Origin of the sequence: Paenibacillus sp. FSL R7-0026, assembly GCF_038004485.1 — a bacterium.
GTDB classification, from domain to species: domain Bacteria; phylum Bacillota; class Bacilli; order Paenibacillales; family Paenibacillaceae; genus Paenibacillus; species Paenibacillus xylanexedens_A.
The window spans coordinates 139996-157820 of record NZ_JBBORG010000001.1 but is presented as its reverse complement, the minus strand read 5'-3'; the positions used below and the strand labels follow the sequence as shown (position 1 = coordinate 157820).

Genomic DNA, 17825 nt, shown 5'->3' with positions numbered 1-17825 from the left:
TTGTACGCTTTCTATAGTTAAGAAGAGATGATGTTTTACCTTTGTACAGGTGCTCCTGTCAGAGCCAGAAAGTTGCCGAGCAGCTTCATGCCAAGTTCGCCACTTTTCTCCGGGTGGAATTGCATACCGAAGTTCGATCCTCTTCCTACAATGGCTGTCACCGGATGTCCGTAATCCGTTACCGCCAGCAGATCGTCCCTGTTTTCAGTAAGCGCATGATAGGAATGGACAAAATAGACGTGACCTGCCTCAAGCCCCGTAAATAGAGGGTTTTCCGCGTGCAGGAATTCCAAACGGTTCCATCCCATATGAGGAACCTTCAGTTCTCCTGGGGCGAAACGCACCACTTTACCTGGCAAAATATCCAGTCCCTCATGTTCGCCATGCTCTTCACTTGAGCTGAACAACAATTGCATGCCCAGACAGATACCGATCAGTGGCTTGGACCCGGCAGCGGCTTCCTTCACCACCGTATCCAGTCCACTCTCCCGCAGATGAACCATCGCATCACCAAAAGCACCTACGCCTGGCAAAATGACACCATCTGCGCCAAGAATCTCTTCCCGGTCACCCGTGACCAGCGCTTCGTAGCCAAGACGTTCGACCGCTTTGCCGACGCTGTGCAGGTTACCCATACCGTAATCGACAATTGCAATCGCCATCGTCTACAGCACTCCCTTCGTGGAAGGCACACCCGTTACACGTGGATCAATCATCGTTGCTTCATCCAGAGCACGTCCCAATGCCTTAAAGATCGCTTCAATCATGTGGTGTGTGTTCTGACCATAGTGCACAATGACATGCAACGTAATCCGAGCTTCCAACGCCAATTTCCACAGGAATTCATGTACCAGCTCCGTGGAGAAACTGCCTACCTGTTGGGAAGGGTATTCAGCACGGTATTCAAAGTGAGGTCGGTTACTCACGTCAATAATGACCTGAGCGAGTGCCTCGTCCATTGGTACAAAAACACTGGCGTAACGCTTAATACCGCGTTTGTCACCCAACGCTTCTCTCAACGTCTGTCCCAGACAGATTCCGATGTCTTCAACCGTGTGATGATCGTCAATATCAATATCTCCACGGGCATGTACATTAAGGTCAAATTGTCCGTGCTTTGTGAACAGATCCAGCATATGGTTCAGGAAAGGCACATCCGTTTCAATCGTGGATTGTCCTGTTCCATCTACATTAAAGGCCAATTGGATATTGGTCTCGTTTGTTTTGCGGTCAACCTCTGCTTGGCGCACTGCACCTTTGTTTTCAAGTTCCACACCATTATTTTGCTTATCCATTGTCCGATTCCGCCTTTCCTTCCTGTTCTAACCGTACAGCAATTGCACGGGCATGCCCTTCAAGACCCTCATGGCGGGCCAACTCTATAATAGCCGCTCCGTTCTTCAGCAGCGCTTCTTTACTATAATAGATCAGACTCGATTTCTTGATAAAATCATCCACGTCCACTGGTGAACTGAATCGCGCAGTTCCATTGGTCGGTATAATGTGGTTGGGTCCTGCAAAATAATCCCCCACCGGCTCCGAGCTGTACGGGCCGAGGAAAATCGCGCCGGCATTTTCGATCCGGCCAGCGTAAGCCATCGGCTCCTGCACCATGATCTCCAGATGCTCCGGCGCAAGCCGGTTCACCACGTCGATTCCCTCATCGATGGAATCAACCACAATAATAGCGCCATACTGCTCCACGGAAGCAGCAGCGATATCACGCCGCGGCAGCACTTCAAGCTGCCGCTGCACTTCGCCCTGCACGGCTTCCGCCAGCGTGGCCGAATTCGTGACGAGAATGGCCGATGCCATCTCGTCATGTTCCGCCTGCGACAACAGGTCGGCGGCGACGTACACCGGATTCGCCGTATCATCGGCGAGCACCACAATCTCACTCGGCCCGGCGATACTGTCGATATCGACCGCACCGTACACCTCGCGCTTCGCGAGCGCCACGTAAATATTGCCCGGTCCACAGATCTTGTCGACCGGTGCAATACTCTCCGTGCCGTAAGCAAGGGCGGCGATAGCTTGAGCGCCGCCAACCCGGTACATCTCGCTCACGCCTGCTTCCGCAGCAGCAACGAGAATGTACGGGTTAATACCTTCGCCACCGTTCGTTGACGGCGGCGTCACAAGAACAATCTCCGGCACGCCTGCCACTTGTGCCGGAATCACATTCATCAGCACAGACGATGGATAAGCTGCTTTGCCGCCAGGTACATAAACGCCGACCCGCTTCAGCGGTCGGATGACCTGGCCCAGCAGGCTGCCGTCCGGCTGCCAATCCATCCACGAGTTGCGTTTCTGTTTCTCGTGAAACGCACGAATGTTGGCGGCGGCTTGCCGAATCGCCGTCACAAAGGATGGCTCCACGGCTGCATAAGCCGCCTGCAGCTCTTCCTGCGGCACGCGCAACTCCGCGGCCGTCAGCTTCGTGCGGTCCAGCTGCTCCGTGTAACGCAGCAGTGCCGCATCACCCTCACGGCGAATGTCGCTGACAATACGCCGTACCGTTTCATTTTGCTCCGGCGTGCCATACTCCACTTCCCGCTTCAGATCAAACTCTCGTGCAGGTACAATTTTCATACGTACAACCTCCTCATCCTCTGTAATACCTGCCTTCTTGTGGCCGATTTGCTTCTTTATTTTGTCTCTTACTCTTACTTTTGCTTCTGCTTTGTATGTTTCTCATCTATGTTTCCAACACATTAATTTATCCCCGAAGGCTTCCCGCAGAAATCTCATTCGATGCCGGAATGACCTGTTGAAGTGCATCACACAAGGCTTGAATTCGTGCATTCTTCATCCGATAACTTACCCGATTGGCGATAAGACGGCTGGTGATGTCCAGTATGCCTGTCATCTCCACTAATCCGTTCTCGCGCAGTGTCTGACCTGTCTCCACCAGATCGACAATCCGGTCTGCCAGACCAATCAAAGGCGCAAGCTCAATGGAACCATTCAGCTTGATCACCTCGACCTGCTGCCCCTGCTCCCGGAAATACTGTGAAGCAATCCTTGGATACTTCGTTGCAACACGTTGCTGGATGCCTGGCTTCCAGTCTGGAAGTCCGATCACAGACATACGGCACTGAGCGATTCCCAGATTCAACAGTTCGTACACATCCCGATCTTCCTCCAGCAGCACGTCTTTACCAACAATTCCGATATCGGCAACACCGTACTCCACATATGTTGGAACATCTACTGGCTTCGCCATAATGAATTCCATTCCAGCTTCCGGCACTTCAATGACCAATCTGCGTGTATCGTCTACGTCTTCTGGAATATCCAGCCCCGCTTCACGAAACAATTTGGAGGCTTTTTTATAGATTCGGCCCTTCGGCATGGCCACCTTCAGAATATCCGACATCTCAGCGTCCTCCTTCTTCAGATCCGTAAGTAATAACCTGCTCAGCCTGAGCGGTTCTTGCTTCAACCGATACGGCACTTGCCCCAGCCCCGTCTTCAGGAAGAAGGAGTGTCACTACATTTTGTCCCATACTGCGTAATCTTGCCGCTTCTGTTAATGCCTCGGCCCGACGTTTCGGGGTATATTGGATAAGTACCGGTTTTTTCTCTTCAATGGTAATGCCATGAACTCCATCAATAATACGGTTCGTTTTCAGTGCAAATCCTGTAGCTGGCAATGAACGACCAAACTGTTGTAACAGATTATCATACCGTCCACCGCTACATACCGGAGATCCTAGTTCGGCTGCATACCCTTCAAAGGTCATGCCCGTATAATAGGAGAAATCACCGATCATCGTCAGATCAATCAGCACATGTTCGGATACACCGTACGCTTCCAACACTTCGAATACAGCACACAAATGTGCAATCGACTGTGCTGCTTCAGCACTTGAACTTAGCTCTACCGCATGTGTGCATACTTCCTTGCCACCACGCAGACGAAGGATCGCTTCAAGCTGTTCTTTCAACTTAGGCTCCAAATTTAATGCTTCAATCGACTGACGATAGCCGACATAATCACGTCCGAGCAGCCCTTCCTTCAATTGCTCCTGCTCAGCGGTCTGGCCTGGAATCACTTCCTCCAGTAATCCGTTCAGGAATCCCATATGGCCCATCGCTATTTTAAAAGAAGACACTCCCGCTGCCTGCAAAGAGGCAATCGCAAGCGCAACAACTTCTGCATCCGCCTCAGGTGAGTCGTCTCCAACCAACTCCACGCCCGTCTGGAAAAATTCAGCCTCACGCCCAGCTTCCTCTTCAATAGAACGGAATACGTTCGCATGATAGGACAGACGCAGTGGCAACAGCTCATCTTTGAGCATGGATGAAACGACGCGTGCAATTGGAGCCGTTAGATCCGATCTGAGTACCAGTGTGGTTCCCCGACTGTTTAGCAATTTAAATAATTTACGATCTGATGTAGAGCTTGCCACACCTACCGTATCGTAATATTCAATCGTTGGTGTGATGATCTGACGGTAACCCCAGCGTTCCATACATTCCAGTACATTGCGTTCAATCGTCCGCAGTTTGGATACTACATGTGGTGTATAGTCGCGGAATCCGGTCGGTTTTTCAAAACCTTTTGGTTTGGACATTGGTAATATTCACCCCGAGTCAGTAATTTAAGAGTTGCACTCGTTCTATTTCAACAGGATTTATATAGTGTAAATCCCCATTCTATCTTATAAACCTGAATCACAGTATTATCGCATAAGCCTTCAACTATTGGTTTAGTTCAATCCTTATCATGCTTCATTTCTCCAAGAATACTTTCACATGGTAAAGTGCTAACAAACTAAAGGATATGGGATATGATAACATGAAATCCGCACTACCGTCAACAATACCAAAGCTTGATTGCCCTTGGATCGACATATCGTTTTATACAGACGCCGTTCCCCTCACCAATCGGTATTTATATACGAAAAAAGCTGCCATAAGCAGCTTTTTACTTCAATCGATCTTCATTCATTACTTTATTGACTCAATGCACACTACCCTGAGAAGAATCATCCGTGTTAAAGACAGTTTCTTCCGTAGAAGCTGCCGCACGGGACAAATCACGCAGTGGATTACCTCCAACAAAAGCTCCTGGTGCAACATCCTTATGTACGACTGCTCCCGCTGCCACAACGGCTCCATCCCCTATAGTTACCCCGGGCAGAATCGTTGTGTTAGCACCAATCAGTACATTTTCCCCGATAATCACCTCACCGAGCCTGTACTCCTTAATGAGATACTCATGAGCGAGAATCGTTGTGTTGTAACCGATGACCGAGTTTTCGCCGACCGTTATTTTCTCTGGAAAAAACACATCGACCATCACCATGAGGCCAAAGGCTGTGTGTTTTCCAACCTTCATACCGAGCATTCGGCGGTAAATCCAATTCTTCACCGATAGGATGGGACAGTAACGTGACAACTGGATCCAGATAAAATTACGAACGCCCTTCCACGGACTCACTGTCTTGTAGATATGCCAAAGTGCATTCTGGTCCTCTACCGGATAGCGGGTTACTTTTCTCATGAACGTCCCGTTTCAGTTTCAATACGGATGAGTTTCAACAAGTCTCTCATGTCATGCAACATATGGTCGGGTCCATATCCGTTCAGGATTGTTTCCCCTTTAAGAGACCATGCAACCCCCGCCGAAAGAGCGCCCGCATTTTGTGCCGATTGGATATCCACCGGACTGTCACCCACCATTAACGTTTTGGCAGGATCTGCACCTAGTTCCGTCATGGCTTTCAGTACCGGTTCAGCATGTGGCTTCGGATTCGTCACATCGGTCACTGTTACAATCGTCTTCATATACTTTAGTAGGTCAAAACGTTCAAGTACCTTTAATGTAGATGGACGAATTTTGGTTGTGACCACACCCATCACAATGCCAGCCTGATGAAGCGCCTCTACTACCTCAATGACATGTGGAAAAGGTCTAACCATCGCTTCATGATGGATATCATTATAAGCACGGTAACCTTTCACGTACTCGGAGACTTCCTCCTGGCCAGAGAAGGTACGCATTTGCTGCTCCAGTGTGCCACCCATATGTGGAATGATCTGTTCCCGAGTCCATGGAGCTGAATGCTCCCATCCCCCCATAACATGCTGGAATGAGCTGATAATCAACTCATTGGTATCAATAATCGTTCCGTCCAGGTCAAACAATACCGTGTCAATCATGTTGCATTACTCCTTTTTATCATCAACTTGCTTCGGATCATCTTTGGCTGGAGGTGTTACCTTACTCTCTTTGCCAGCAACTGTTCCTGTATGCTCCATATCATCTGAGGTAACTTTGGACGATACAATCGGATCACTATAACGAACAACTGCTTTACCTGTCACTCTTCTCACCACAATGAATACAACAGCAACAATAATAATGCCAATCGCGAGCAGTTGCGAGATTCTTACATTACCATAAGCAGGATCAAGATATCCTTGTTCAAAGCCCATTGCAGTCATTGGAGACCACAGCCCGTTCACTAATGAAGCAACCCATTGCGGAGCCTGGAAGCCAAGACTGTCTGTACGTAAAGCTTCAATGAAGAAACGACCGATTGAGTACCAGATGAAATAAGACATGAACAGTTCACCTGAACGCAGGAACTTCTGACGACGCAGAACCAACAGCAAGACCAGACCAACGAGACTCCACATCGATTCATACAAAAACGCAGGATGGTGGAATACGCCTTCTACGTTCATTTGATTCACAATAAAGTCCGGCAGATGAAGCTTGTCTCTCAAAAACGATTCTTCCACAGGACCGCCGTAGGCTTCCTGATTCACAAAGTTCCCCCAGCGTCCGATCAACTGTCCAACGAGCAGTCCAGGCGCACAGATATCGGCCATACGCCAGAAGTTATACCCTTTACGACGGAAGAAAATAACTGCACAGATAATAGCACCAATAAGTGCACCATAGATGGCTATACCGCCATTCCATATTTTAAAGACATCCCAGAAATTATCCTTATAATCTTCCCATTTAAATGCTACGTAGTAGATGCGGGCACCAATGATGGCAGAAGGCACGCCCAACAAGACCATGTCCATGAACACTTCCTGCGGAATATTGTAGCGTTTGCCCTCCCGGATCACGAGCAGGAGTCCTATAAGTGCCGCGGCACCAAGAATAAGCCCGTACCAGTGAACCTTTAACGCTCCAATAGAGAACGCGATCGGGTTCAACAGTAATAATGTATCCATTCATTCACACTCCTATTTATTCAATCAATCGCACGCATGACGAATGGTTGGCATACACTGCGCCTTAAGAGAAGCAGTACATGTCAACCATTTATCTTCATTTCCTTGTATAAAATGTTTCTTAATCCATGTCTTCCATATCTTCCGAGATGGTTGCTGTCAGCTTGTTCGTGAATTGCAGCGCAGCATTCAGACCCATCTGTTTCAGGCGATAGTTCATACCTGCCACTTCAATAATAACCGCCAAGTTCCGTCCCGGACGAACAGGAATCGTAACAAGAGGTACATCCGTATCAATGATACGTGTAGTCTCTTCATCCAGACCCAACCGATCATATTGTTTATCCTGCTGCCATGCTTCCAGACGTACAACCAAGGTAATCCGTTTGTTATTCCGAACCGCACCGGCTCCGAACAATGTCATGACGTTGATAATACCGACACCTCGAATTTCGAGCAAGTGGCGGATCAATTCAGGTGCTGTACCGTGCAGCTGAAAATCTGACGTTTGGCGGATCTCTACCGCATCATCGGCAATCAATCGGTGTCCACGTTTCACCAGTTCAAGTGCTGTTTCACTCTTACCAATACCGCTACTACCTGTGATCAGCATACCAACGCCATAGACATCACAAAGTACACCGTGAATGGTTGCTGTTGGTGCCAATTTCTTTTCCAGGAATCCCGTGATCCGGCTGGATAGAATCGTTGTAGCCATATTGCTGCGAAGTACAGCCAGATTCTGCTCTTCACTAATATCAATCAGCTCTTGCGGAACTTCCAGTCCACGCGTGACAACGATACAAGGCGTCTCTTCCGTACAAAGACGTTGCATACGATCGCGCCGCTCTTGCTCAGGTAACATTGCAAAGAAAGCTAACTCCGTTCTTCCAAGCAGCTGTACCCGTTCTTGTGGATGGTATTCAAAATAACCGGCCATTTCCAGACCAGGACGGTTCAGGTCATCTACCGTAATGACTCTTTTCAGTCCGTGAGATCCAGAAACAACCTCCAACTGAAATTGCTGCACCAGTTCAGATACTTTCACTTTTTTCGCCATTTGTCTCTTCCTTTCAGCATTAGCTGTCCCTCTATGTACATCAGATCGTGTATCAGTTATTTCCATTATTAGCGCATTCACAACATGGGGTACAGACTGCATACCCTTCCAACAGTCGATTCTCTCAAATATATGAAGACAGACCTTCAAATAATCTTAAATGAATTCCGGGATGAATGCAATCGCAGCCTCCGACAACCATTGGTAAGAAAAGTCTTCTGATCGAAGCACCTTCTAAGATATTACATTCGTAGTTCAGCAGCTGTTTTTCTTGCGTTATTAATTCTTCAACTCAGCCGAAACTTACAGTTCCAATAATCTTAAAAGAGCCCCTTCCAGCAATAACGGAAGGGGCTCTCATTACAATGTATAATTGCATTAACTGTCAGGTTCCATCGTCACCGAGGAATCCTAGTAATATTAGTCTTGAAGAAGTACGTTCACTTCAGTCTCTTTGTCAAAGATATGAACCTTGTTCATGTCGATGGCCATTTTAACTGTGGAACCATCACGAGTGTTAGAACGTCCGTCTACACGTGCGATCGTTGTATCGTTACCAACACCGCTCAAGTAGAGGAGCATTTCGTGACCCAGGTTCTCTGTAACATCTACGTGTGTAGAGAATACGGAGTTCGGGGATGCTTCCAGGAATACTGGCTCTTCGTGAATGTCTTCTGGACGAACACCCAGAATCACTTCTTTGCCAATGTATCCTCTAGATTTCAACACTTGTGCTTTACCTTGCGGGATTTCAACGTCCACGCCTGGAGCAATAAAGTGAAGGTTAGCACCTTGCTCAGCCAGTTTACCCGAGATAAAGTTCATTGTCGGGGAACCGATGAAACCAGCTACGAACAGGTTAGCCGGCAGGTTGTACAACTCTTCCGGAGAAGCTGCTTGTTGGATGATACCATCCTTCATAACAACGATCCGATCACCCATCGTCATAGCTTCGATCTGGTCATGCGTTACGTAGATAACAGTTGTTTCCAAACGTTTCGCAAGTTTAGTGATCTCTGCACGCATTTGACCACGCAGTTTGGCATCCAAGTTGGAGAGAGGCTCATCCATCAAGAACACTTGTGGATCACGGACAATCGCACGTCCCAAAGCGACACGCTGACGTTGACCACCGGACAATGCCTTAGGTTTACGCTCAAGCAAATGCTCGATATCCAGGATTTTAGCTGCTTCACGTACACGTTTGTCGATCTCATCTTTTTTAACCTTACGCAATTTCAAACCAAACGCCATGTTTTGATATACGCTCATATGCGGATACAAGGCATAGGATTGGAATACCATCGCGATATCGCGGTCTTTAGGTGCAACATCATTAACGACACGGTCACCGATATAGAGTTTACCTTCAGAAATTTCCTCAAGGCCTGCGATCATACGCAGTGTTGTTGATTTACCACAACCGGACGGACCTACCAGTACCAGAAATTCTTTATCTTTAATGTCCAGGTTAATGTCAACTACAGTTGCTTTATCAGAACCCGGGTATTTTTTGAAAATATGCTCTAAACGTACTCCAGCCATGATTGTTGCCTCCTCAGAGATCATTTTGTAATCGAATACAATTTGTATTTTTATAATACCCTATACACGTGAGGTTTGACTATTCGCAAACTGCACAAAAATATCAATGCTTTTTCGTCACTTTGTACATTAGTAGTAAAAATTGCACTAGAACAGCACTTTCGAAGTGCCTCACATCGTAACCAATCTCCTGTTTGATCTTATCCAGACGGTATACCAACGTATTACGATGAATGAAAAGTCGTTTCGCTGTCTCGCTGACATTACAGTCCAGGCTAAAAAAGGTCTCCAGCGTAGCAAGTGTCTCACTGTCATTGAAGATAACCGTGTCTTTGCCAGTTTCCTTTATAAAACGTATACGTTGATCATCTGGAATGCTCGCAACCAACCGCTCCAGGTGAAGATCCCATGGGAGATGAATATGCTGCGTAACATGGAATGCTCTCCCTAAGTGTACACTTTCTCTAAGAAGAGTTGTGACCGATACAAGTTGTTGCGCAGGAATGCATGGCAGAGATGCAGACAGATGGAACACCCCAGCCCACTCACTGGCAACCAATTCATGCAACCCCAGACAAAAAGCGTTCAGTGAATCCTTTTTGGCCTCCGTTGTATCTTCCTCGGCTTCTTCTGTAACAATTTCTTTATCACCCATGAAAATCCACTCTTGCTCCCCCAGAGGAATCAAGACAATTTCCTCGCCAAAGTAACTCTCAAGCAACTTGTTGAGTTCCTTGGATCGTAAACGATGTGCATCCGGTGTATCCCCTTGCAGCAAGAACAGAATCTTCTCAGCATTTAATCCTGCGGGTACCACAAAGCGATCAGGAACCGCTTCAGATTCCTGCTTGGTTGGTTCTTCGATCTGCTCTTTAAGCCAGAGACCCAATTCAGTCAAATACTGCTCCCTATCATTCTCATATACAACAGGTTGTACCTCATCGGGTAGAGTCGTGTTAGTACGGATTAAAAGCTCAATCAATTGTCGTGTTTCCACGGTAATAGATTTTGCAGGGCATCCCCAACACACGACGGTCTCTTCTTGCTCATTCATTCGAACCTTAAAAAATATACGCTTTCCCGTATTCAAACTGATCACATCGGATGAAATTGGAGATGCAGATTGATCAGATAACTCCTGACGCTCACCCTCATCAACAAAGGTCTCTGAATTTTCATGTCGACCAACCAGATTCACAACGGATTGCATCCATTCTTCTATTGTAATTTCATATTCGTCCAAAGTTGTGCCTATAATGACTTCAATTTGCTGTTTTAGATCAGGTATGAGCTTCATATAATGAACGTCACCACTCTGCATGTTTTCTATTAGTTTATCATATCTTGCCCAGCATTAATAAATATCCATATTGAGCTAAAATCACATAACAAAAAAGAGCGACTAATCAAATTAATGATTAATCACTCTTTTCTTAAAGATGAGTCATGAAGGGCTCGAACCTTCGACACCCTGATTAAAAGTCAGGTGCTCTACCAACTGAGCTAATGACTCATAAAACTGGTGGAGGATGATGGATTCGAACCACCGAACCCGTACGGGAGCAGATTTACAGTCTGATGCGTTTGGCCACTTCGCTAATCCTCCAGGGATTAAAGGTGGCTCGGGACGGAATCGAACCGCCGACACGAGGATTTTCAGTCCTCTGCTCTACCGACTGAGCTACCGAGCCATATTTAATTTTTAGGATTAATGGCGGAACCGACGGGATTCGAACCCGCGATCTCCTGCGTGACAGGCAGGCATGTTAGGCCAACTACACCACGGTTCCAGGCATTAATGGTGCCGGCGAGAGGACTTGAACCCCCAACCTACTGATTACAAGTCAGTTGCTCTACCAGTTGAGCTACACCGGCGTATATGGTGGAGGCTGAGGGGATCGAACCCCCGACCCTCTGCTTGTAAGGCAGATGCTCTCCCAGCTGAGCTAAGCCTCCTGGGTAATATGGTAGCGGCGGAGGGGATCGAACCCCCGACCTTACGGGTATGAACCGTACGCTCTAGCCAGCTGAGCTACACCGCCATATTAATTGTGTCTTGATTGCTTGTCCATCTTTAGGTAAAGATGGCGGAGAGAGAGGGATTCGAACCCTCGCACCGCTTACGCAGTCTAACCCCTTAGCAGAGGGTCCCCTTATAGCCACTTGGGTATCTCTCCAAATAACAATCATCAACATCATTCAAGGATTGCTCCCTGAAAACTAGATTCGAAACGAAACATGCGAATTACAACTTGCTATTGGATAAGCCCTCGACCGATTAGTACTGGTCAGCTCCATGCATTGCTGCACTTCCACCCCCAGCCTATCTACCTCGTCGTCTTCAAGGGGTCTTACATACTGGGAAATCTCATCTTGAGGGGGGCTTCACGCTTAGATGCTTTCAGCGTTTATCCCGTCCGTACATAGCTACCCAGCGGTGCTCCTGGCGGAACAACTGGTACACCAGCGGTACGTCCATCCCGGTCCTCTCGTACTAAGGACAGCTCCTCTCAAATTTCCTACGCCCACGACAGATAGGGACCGAACTGTCTCACGACGTTCTGAACCCAGCTCGCGTACCGCTTTAATGGGCGAACAGCCCAACCCTTGGGACCTACTTCAGCCCCAGGATGCGATGAGCCGACATCGAGGTGCCAAACCTCCCCGTCGATGTGGACTCTTGGGGGAGATAAGCCTGTTATCCCCAGGGTAGCTTTTATCCGTTGAGCGATGGCCCTTCCATGCGGTACCACCGGATCACTAAGCCCGACTTTCGTCCCTGCTCGACTTGTAGGTCTCGCAGTCAAGCTCCCTTATGCCTTTGCACTCTTCGAATGATTTCCAACCATTCTGAGGGAACCTTTGGGCGCCTCCGTTACTCTTTAGGAGGCGACCGCCCCAGTCAAACTGCCCACCTGACACTGTCCCCGCACCGGATTACGGTACCAGGTTAGAACCTAGATACGATCAGGGTGGTATCCCAACGTTGCCTCCACACAAGCTGGCGCTCATGCTTCAAAGGCTCCCACCTATCCTGTACAGATCGTACCCAAATTCAATATCAAGCTGCAGTAAAGCTCCATGGGGTCTTTCCGTCTTGTCGCGGGTAACCTGCATCTTCACAGGTATTAAAATTTCACCGGATCTCTCGTTGAGACAGCGCCCAAGTCGTTACGCCATTCGTGCGGGTCAGAATTTACCTGACAAGGAATTTCGCTACCTTAGGACCGTTATAGTTACGGCCGCCGTTTACTGGGGCTTCGGTTCACAGCTTCGGATTGCTCCTAACCACTCCCCTTAACCTTCCAGCACCGGGCAGGCGTCAGCCCGTATACTTCGCCTTACGGCTTCGCACAGACCTGTGTTTTTGCTAAACAGTCGCTTGGGCCTTTTCACTGCGGCCCCCTCGTGCTATTCACACTACCGGGGCACCCCTTCTCCCGAAGTTACGGGGTCATTTTGCCGAGTTCCTTAACGAGAGTTCTTCCGCGCGCCTTAGAATACTCTTCTCGCCTACCTGTGTCGGTTTGCGGTACGGGCACCTTCACCTGGCTAGAGGCTTTTCTTGGCAGTGTGAGATCATGACCTTCGCTACTACAATTTTCGCTCCCCATCACAGCTCAGCCTTACAATGTGCGGATTTGCCTACACATCAGCCTCACTGCTTAGACGGACATCCATCAGTCCGCGTCACTACCCTACTGCGTCCCCCCATTGCTCATAACGGCTTACGGTGGTACAGGAATTTCGACCTGTTGTCCTTCGACTACGCCTTTCGGCCTCGCCTTAGGTCCCGACTTACCCTGAGCGGACGAGCCTTCCTCAGGAACCCTTAGGCTTTCGGCGGATCAGATTCTCACTGATCTTTTCGTTACTCATACCGGCATTCTCACTTGTATAATGTCCAGCGCTCCTTACGGTACACCTTCAACCCTTATACAACGCTCCCCTACCCCTGATGCAAAGCATCAAGCCATAGCTTCGGTGGTGTGTTTAGCCCCGTTACATTTTCGGCGCAGAGTCACTCGACCAGTGAGCTATTACGCACTCTTTCAATGGTGGCTGCTTCTAAGCCAACATCCTGGTTGTCTGTGCAACTCCACATCCTTTCCCACTTAACACACACTTGGGGACCTTAGCTGATGGTCTGGGCTGTTTCCCTTTTGACAATGGATCTTAGCACTCACTGTCTGACTCCCGGAAGTAAGTCTATGGCATTCGGAGTTTGACTGAGCTTGGTAACCCTTGCGGGCCCCGCACCCAATCAGTGCTCTACCTCCACGACTCTGTTTTCCGAGGCTAGCCCTAAAGCTATTTCGGGGAGAACCAGCTATCTCCGAGTTCGATTGGAATTTCTCCGCTACCCCCACCTCATCCCCGCATTTTTCAACATGCGTGGGTTCGGGCCTCCAGTGCGTGTTACCGCACCTTCACCCTGGACAGGGGTAGATCACCCGGTTTCGGGTCTACGTCCACGTACTATGTCGCCCTATTCAGACTCGCTTTCGCTGCGGCTCCGGCTCTTCACCTTAACCTTGCACGGGAACGTAACTCGCCGGTTCATTCTACAAAAGGCACGCCATCACCCCTAAAACGGGCTCTGACTTTTTGTAAGCACACGGTTTCAGGTTCTATTTCACTCCCCTTCCGGGGTGCTTTTCACCTTTCCCTCACGGTACTGCTTCACTATCGGTCGCTAGGAAGTATTTAGCCTTGGCAGATGGTCCTGCCGGATTCATACGGGGTTTCACGTGCCCCGCACTACTCGGGATCCGTCTCGGAGGGAACAGACTTTCAACTACAGGGCTTTTACCTTCTTTGGCGGGCCTTTCCAGACCTCTTCGCTTAACCGGTTCCTTTGTAACTCCATGTGAGACGTCCCACAACCCCAAAGAGCAAGCTCTCTGGTTTGGGCTTCTCCGCGTTCGCTCGCCGCTACTGACGGAATCACTATTGTTTTCTCTTCCTCAGGGTACTTAGATGTTTCAGTTCCCCTGGTATGCCTCTGCATAACCTATGTATTCAGTTATGAGTAACTGGAAATTACCCCAGCTGGGTTTCCCCATTCGGACACCCCCGGATCAAAGCTTGCTTACAGCTCCCCGAGGCAGTTTCGTTGTTCGCCACGTCCTTCATCGGCTCCTAGCGCCTAGGCATCCTCCGTGTGCTCTTAGTAGCTTAACCATTTTGTTCCGGTTTCGGTCGCTCGCTTCCCTTGGTTTGGACTACGTCCAAATCCAAAAGTCGCTCTCACCCGATACCATCACAAAAGCAATTTGACTACCGTTTTTATTGAAACTTGTTTAACACAAGTTCAGCTAAAAAGGAATGTTCTAATTCGCGTTTGTTTCGTTTCGATATCTAGTTTTCAAAGAACAAACTTGTAAAACATTTTTGGTGGAGCCAAGCGGGATCGAACCGCTGACCTCCTGCTTGCAAGGCAGGCGCTCTCCCAGCTGAGCTATGGCCCCATATAAAGTTTAAAGGTATAGATGGTGGGCCCTGGTGGACTCGAACCACCGGCCTCACCCTTATCAGAGGTGCGCTCTAACCAACTGAGCTAAGGGCCCACAATATATATACTATTTGAACCCAAAATGGGTTACGCTTGGCGGCGTTCTACTCTCCCAGGACCCTGCGGTCCAAGTACCATTGACGCTGAAGGGCTTAACGGTCGTGTTCGGGATGGGAACGTGTGGAACCCCTTCGCTATCGCCACCAAACGTTTGAGAGTTTGAGCTCTCAAAACTGAGCAACGAGTGAGTAACTAGCCGACCTGGCTAGATTTTGTATTTGAATGTTTCCGTTGCAGGAAACGATTCTCCATAGAAAGGAGGTGATCCAGCCGCACCTTCCGATACGGCTACCTTGTTACGACTTCACCCCAATCATCTATCCCACCTTCGGCGGCTGGCTCCTTGCGGTTACCCCACCGACTTCGGGTGTTATAAACTCTCGTGGTGTGACGGGCGGTGTGTACAAGACCCGGGAACGTATTCACCGCGGCATGCTGATCCGCGATTACTAGCAATTCCGACTTCATGCAGGCGAGTTGCAGCCTGCAATCCGAACTGAGACCGGCTTTGTTGGGATTGGCTCCATCTCGCGATTTCGCAGCCCGTTGTACCGGCCATTGTAGTACGTGTGTAGCCCAGGTCATAAGGGGCATGATGATTTGACGTCATCCCCACCTTCCTCCGGTTTGTCACCGGCAGTCTATCTAGAGTGCCCATCCGAAATGCTGGCAACTAAATATAAGGGTTGCGCTCGTTGCGGGACTTAACCCAACATCTCACGACACGAGCTGACGACAACCATGCACCACCTGTCTTGAATGTTCCGAAGAAAAGGTACATCTCTGCACCGGTCATTCAGATGTCAAGACCTGGTAAGGTTCTTCGCGTTGCTTCGAATTAAACCACATACTCCACTGCTTGTGCGGGTCCCCGTCAATTCCTTTGAGTTTCAGTCTTGCGACCGTACTCCCCAGGCGGAGTGCTTAATGTGTTAACTTCGGCACCAAGGGTATCGAAACCCCTAACACCTAGCACTCATCGTTTACGGCGTGGACTACCAGGGTATCTAATCCTGTTTGCTCCCCACGCTTTCGCGCCTCAGCGTCAGTTACAGCCCAGAGAGTCGCCTTCGCCACTGGTGTTCCTCCACATATCTACGCATTTCACCGCTACACGTGGAATTCCACTCTCCTCTTCTGCACTCAAGTCACCCAGTTTCCAGTGCGATCCGGGGTTGAGCCCCGGGATTAAACACCAGACTTAAATGACCGCCTGCGCGCGCTTTACGCCCAATAATTCCGGACAACGCTTGCCCCCTACGTATTACCGCGGCTGCTGGCACGTAGTTAGCCGGGGCTTTCTTCTCAGGTACCGTCACCTTGAGAGCAGTTACTCTCCCAAGCGTTCTTCCCTGGCAACAGAGCTTTACGATCCGAAAACCTTCATCACTCACGCGGCATTGCTCCGTCAGGCTTTCGCCCATTGCGGAAGATTCCCTACTGCTGCCTCCCGTAGGAGTCTGGGCCGTGTCTCAGTCCCAGTGTGGCCGATCACCCTCTCAGGTCGGCTACGCATCGTCGCCTTGGTGAGCCGTTACCTCACCAACTAGCTAATGCGCCGCAGGCCCATCCCCAAGTGACAGATTGCTCCGTCTTTCCAGTTTCCTTCAGGCGAAGAAAACAATTATTCGGTATTAGCTACCGTTTCCGGTAGTTGTCCCAAACTTGAGGGCAGGTTGCCTACGTGTTACTCACCCGTCCGCCGCTAAGTATCAAGGAAGCAAGCTTCCTATCAACTCCGCTCGACTTGCATGTATTAGGCATGCCGCCAGCGTTCGTCCTGAGCCAGGATCAAACTCTCCAATAAAGTATTGAAAAGAGCGATAAGCTCATTTTGAATCTGACGAGATTAAAAATCTCATTTGTGCTCCAGTCGATTCAAGCCAAGGCTTGTTTCAAACTTTCGCGTTCATTCTGCAAGCAGAATGTTTACTCACTCGTTGTTCAGTTTTCAAAGATCAAACTCGTTTTTTTCGTCACCATTTTCTCTCAGCGGCGACTTTTATAATATATCATACTTCGTTTGTTTTGGTCAAGTGTTTTTTTGAAATTCTTTTTCGAAGTTCGTAATGAACTCCTTCATTTCATCTAAAGCATCTAACCAAGCAAGCAAAGCAACGAGATATAATGTACCATATAAATATCCTGCGAGTCAACTATCCGAACAAAGAAATTTTCAGCCCTAATAATAGCCCCACACCTGGCAATCCCAAAACAGTTACAGTCCCTATCGTTGCAGGGTTCAGCGGGATGTAGGTTCCTGTAATCCAGCCGGAATAATTCACGATATATATCCCTACTGCAGCGAGCACCAGATGAATTCCAAATGACGTGAAAAACGATAACCCTATCCGCTTTCTGAATAAAATAACGATAAGCCCCAGTAACGATATAACCAATACACTTCCCAGTATGATACTCTTCATAGTGTTACACCTCCGT

12 protein-coding genes, 10 tRNA genes and 3 rRNA genes are annotated in these 17825 nt (G+C 48.7%); all 25 read right to left on the bottom strand.

Going from position 1 to position 17825, the window contains the following annotated elements:
- Positions 1-35: 35 nt before the first annotated feature.
- Entirely contained in the window at positions 36-662 is a 627-nt protein-coding gene (hisH, locus tag MKY44_RS00780; protein ID WP_341005714.1) for an imidazole glycerol phosphate synthase subunit HisH, read from the bottom strand.
- A 3-nt stretch (positions 663-665) separates the two neighbouring features.
- Positions 666-1295, bottom strand: coding sequence for an imidazoleglycerol-phosphate dehydratase HisB (gene hisB / locus MKY44_RS00775; RefSeq protein ID WP_339298766.1), 630 nt, complete (start codon positions 1293-1295; stop codon positions 666-668).
- Positions 1288-2592 (bottom strand): histidinol dehydrogenase, encoded by a 1305-nt coding sequence (gene hisD / locus MKY44_RS00770; RefSeq protein WP_036674768.1) that lies wholly within the window; start codon positions 2590-2592, stop codon positions 1288-1290. Before hisD ends, hisB begins: the two co-directional genes overlap by 8 nt.
- Positions 2593-2719: 127 nt before the next feature.
- A complete protein-coding gene (gene hisG / locus MKY44_RS00765; RefSeq protein WP_091012003.1) occupies positions 2720-3379 on the bottom strand; it encodes an ATP phosphoribosyltransferase in 660 nt (219 codons plus the stop codon).
- A 1-nt stretch (position 3380) separates the two neighbouring features.
- Positions 3381-4580, bottom strand: coding sequence for an ATP phosphoribosyltransferase regulatory subunit (locus MKY44_RS00760; protein WP_341005713.1), 1200 nt, complete (start codon positions 4578-4580; stop codon positions 3381-3383).
- Between the two features lie 389 nt (positions 4581-4969).
- The gene (locus tag MKY44_RS00755; protein WP_036616162.1) at positions 4970-5512 is read right to left on the bottom strand and encodes an acyltransferase; all 543 of its coding nucleotides are present in this window, start codon (positions 5510-5512) and stop codon (positions 4970-4972) included.
- Positions 5509-6171 carry a pyrophosphatase PpaX gene (gene ppaX, locus MKY44_RS00750; RefSeq protein ID WP_341005712.1) on the bottom strand — a complete coding sequence of 221 codons (663 nt, stop codon included), beginning with the start codon at positions 6169-6171 and terminating at the stop codon, positions 5509-5511. Before ppaX ends, MKY44_RS00755 begins: the two co-directional genes overlap by 4 nt.
- Positions 6172-6177: 6 nt before the next feature.
- A complete protein-coding gene (gene lgt / locus MKY44_RS00745; RefSeq protein ID WP_339787408.1) occupies positions 6178-7203 on the bottom strand; it encodes a prolipoprotein diacylglyceryl transferase in 1026 nt (341 codons plus the stop codon).
- A gap of 121 nt (positions 7204-7324) precedes the next feature.
- The gene (gene hprK / locus MKY44_RS00740; RefSeq protein ID WP_017691278.1) at positions 7325-8263 is read right to left on the bottom strand and encodes an HPr(Ser) kinase/phosphatase; all 939 of its coding nucleotides are present in this window, start codon (positions 8261-8263) and stop codon (positions 7325-7327) included.
- A gap of 420 nt (positions 8264-8683) precedes the next feature.
- The gene (locus MKY44_RS00735; protein ID WP_124118337.1) at positions 8684-9808 is read right to left on the bottom strand and encodes an ABC transporter ATP-binding protein; all 1125 of its coding nucleotides are present in this window, start codon (positions 9806-9808) and stop codon (positions 8684-8686) included.
- 103 nt (positions 9809-9911) lie between these two features.
- Complete coding sequence (locus MKY44_RS00730; RefSeq protein ID WP_341005711.1) at positions 9912-11105, bottom strand: PucR family transcriptional regulator; 1194 nt, start codon at positions 11103-11105, stop codon at positions 9912-9914.
- Between the two features lie 143 nt (positions 11106-11248).
- Positions 11249-11321: transfer RNA gene (locus tag MKY44_RS00725), tRNA-Lys, on the bottom strand.
- A gap of 7 nt (positions 11322-11328) precedes the next feature.
- Positions 11329-11414, bottom strand: a tRNA-Tyr gene (locus MKY44_RS00720).
- A gap of 12 nt (positions 11415-11426) precedes the next feature.
- Positions 11427-11499 (bottom strand) — tRNA-Phe (locus tag MKY44_RS00715).
- Between the two features lie 21 nt (positions 11500-11520).
- Positions 11521-11598 (bottom strand) — tRNA-Asp (locus MKY44_RS00710).
- A 9-nt stretch (positions 11599-11607) separates the two neighbouring features.
- Positions 11608-11683 (bottom strand) — tRNA-Thr (locus MKY44_RS00705).
- A gap of 5 nt (positions 11684-11688) precedes the next feature.
- Positions 11689-11764: transfer RNA gene (locus tag MKY44_RS00700), tRNA-Val, on the bottom strand.
- A gap of 9 nt (positions 11765-11773) precedes the next feature.
- Positions 11774-11850: transfer RNA gene (locus MKY44_RS00695), tRNA-Met, on the bottom strand.
- A 43-nt stretch (positions 11851-11893) separates the two neighbouring features.
- Positions 11894-11985: transfer RNA gene (locus tag MKY44_RS00690), tRNA-Ser, on the bottom strand.
- 81 nt (positions 11986-12066) lie between these two features.
- Positions 12067-14992 (bottom strand): 23S ribosomal RNA (locus MKY44_RS00685).
- Positions 14993-15203: 211 nt separating this feature from the next.
- Positions 15204-15279: transfer RNA gene (locus tag MKY44_RS00680), tRNA-Ala, on the bottom strand.
- Positions 15280-15301: 22 nt separating this feature from the next.
- A tRNA-Ile gene (locus tag MKY44_RS00675) sits at positions 15302-15378 on the bottom strand.
- A gap of 36 nt (positions 15379-15414) precedes the next feature.
- Positions 15415-15531, bottom strand: a 5S ribosomal RNA gene (gene rrf / locus MKY44_RS00670).
- Positions 15532-15637: 106 nt separating this feature from the next.
- Positions 15638-17190: ribosomal RNA gene (locus MKY44_RS00665) — 16S ribosomal RNA — on the bottom strand.
- Together the 16S, 23S and 5S rRNA genes with 10 tRNA genes alongside form the textbook arrangement of a ribosomal RNA operon.
- Positions 17191-17539: 349 nt before the next feature.
- Positions 17540-17809, bottom strand: a complete 270-nt coding sequence (locus tag MKY44_RS00660) for a pro-sigmaK processing inhibitor BofA family protein (RefSeq protein ID WP_036607241.1) — start codon at positions 17807-17809, stop codon at positions 17540-17542.
- Positions 17810-17825: the final 16 nt, after the last annotated feature.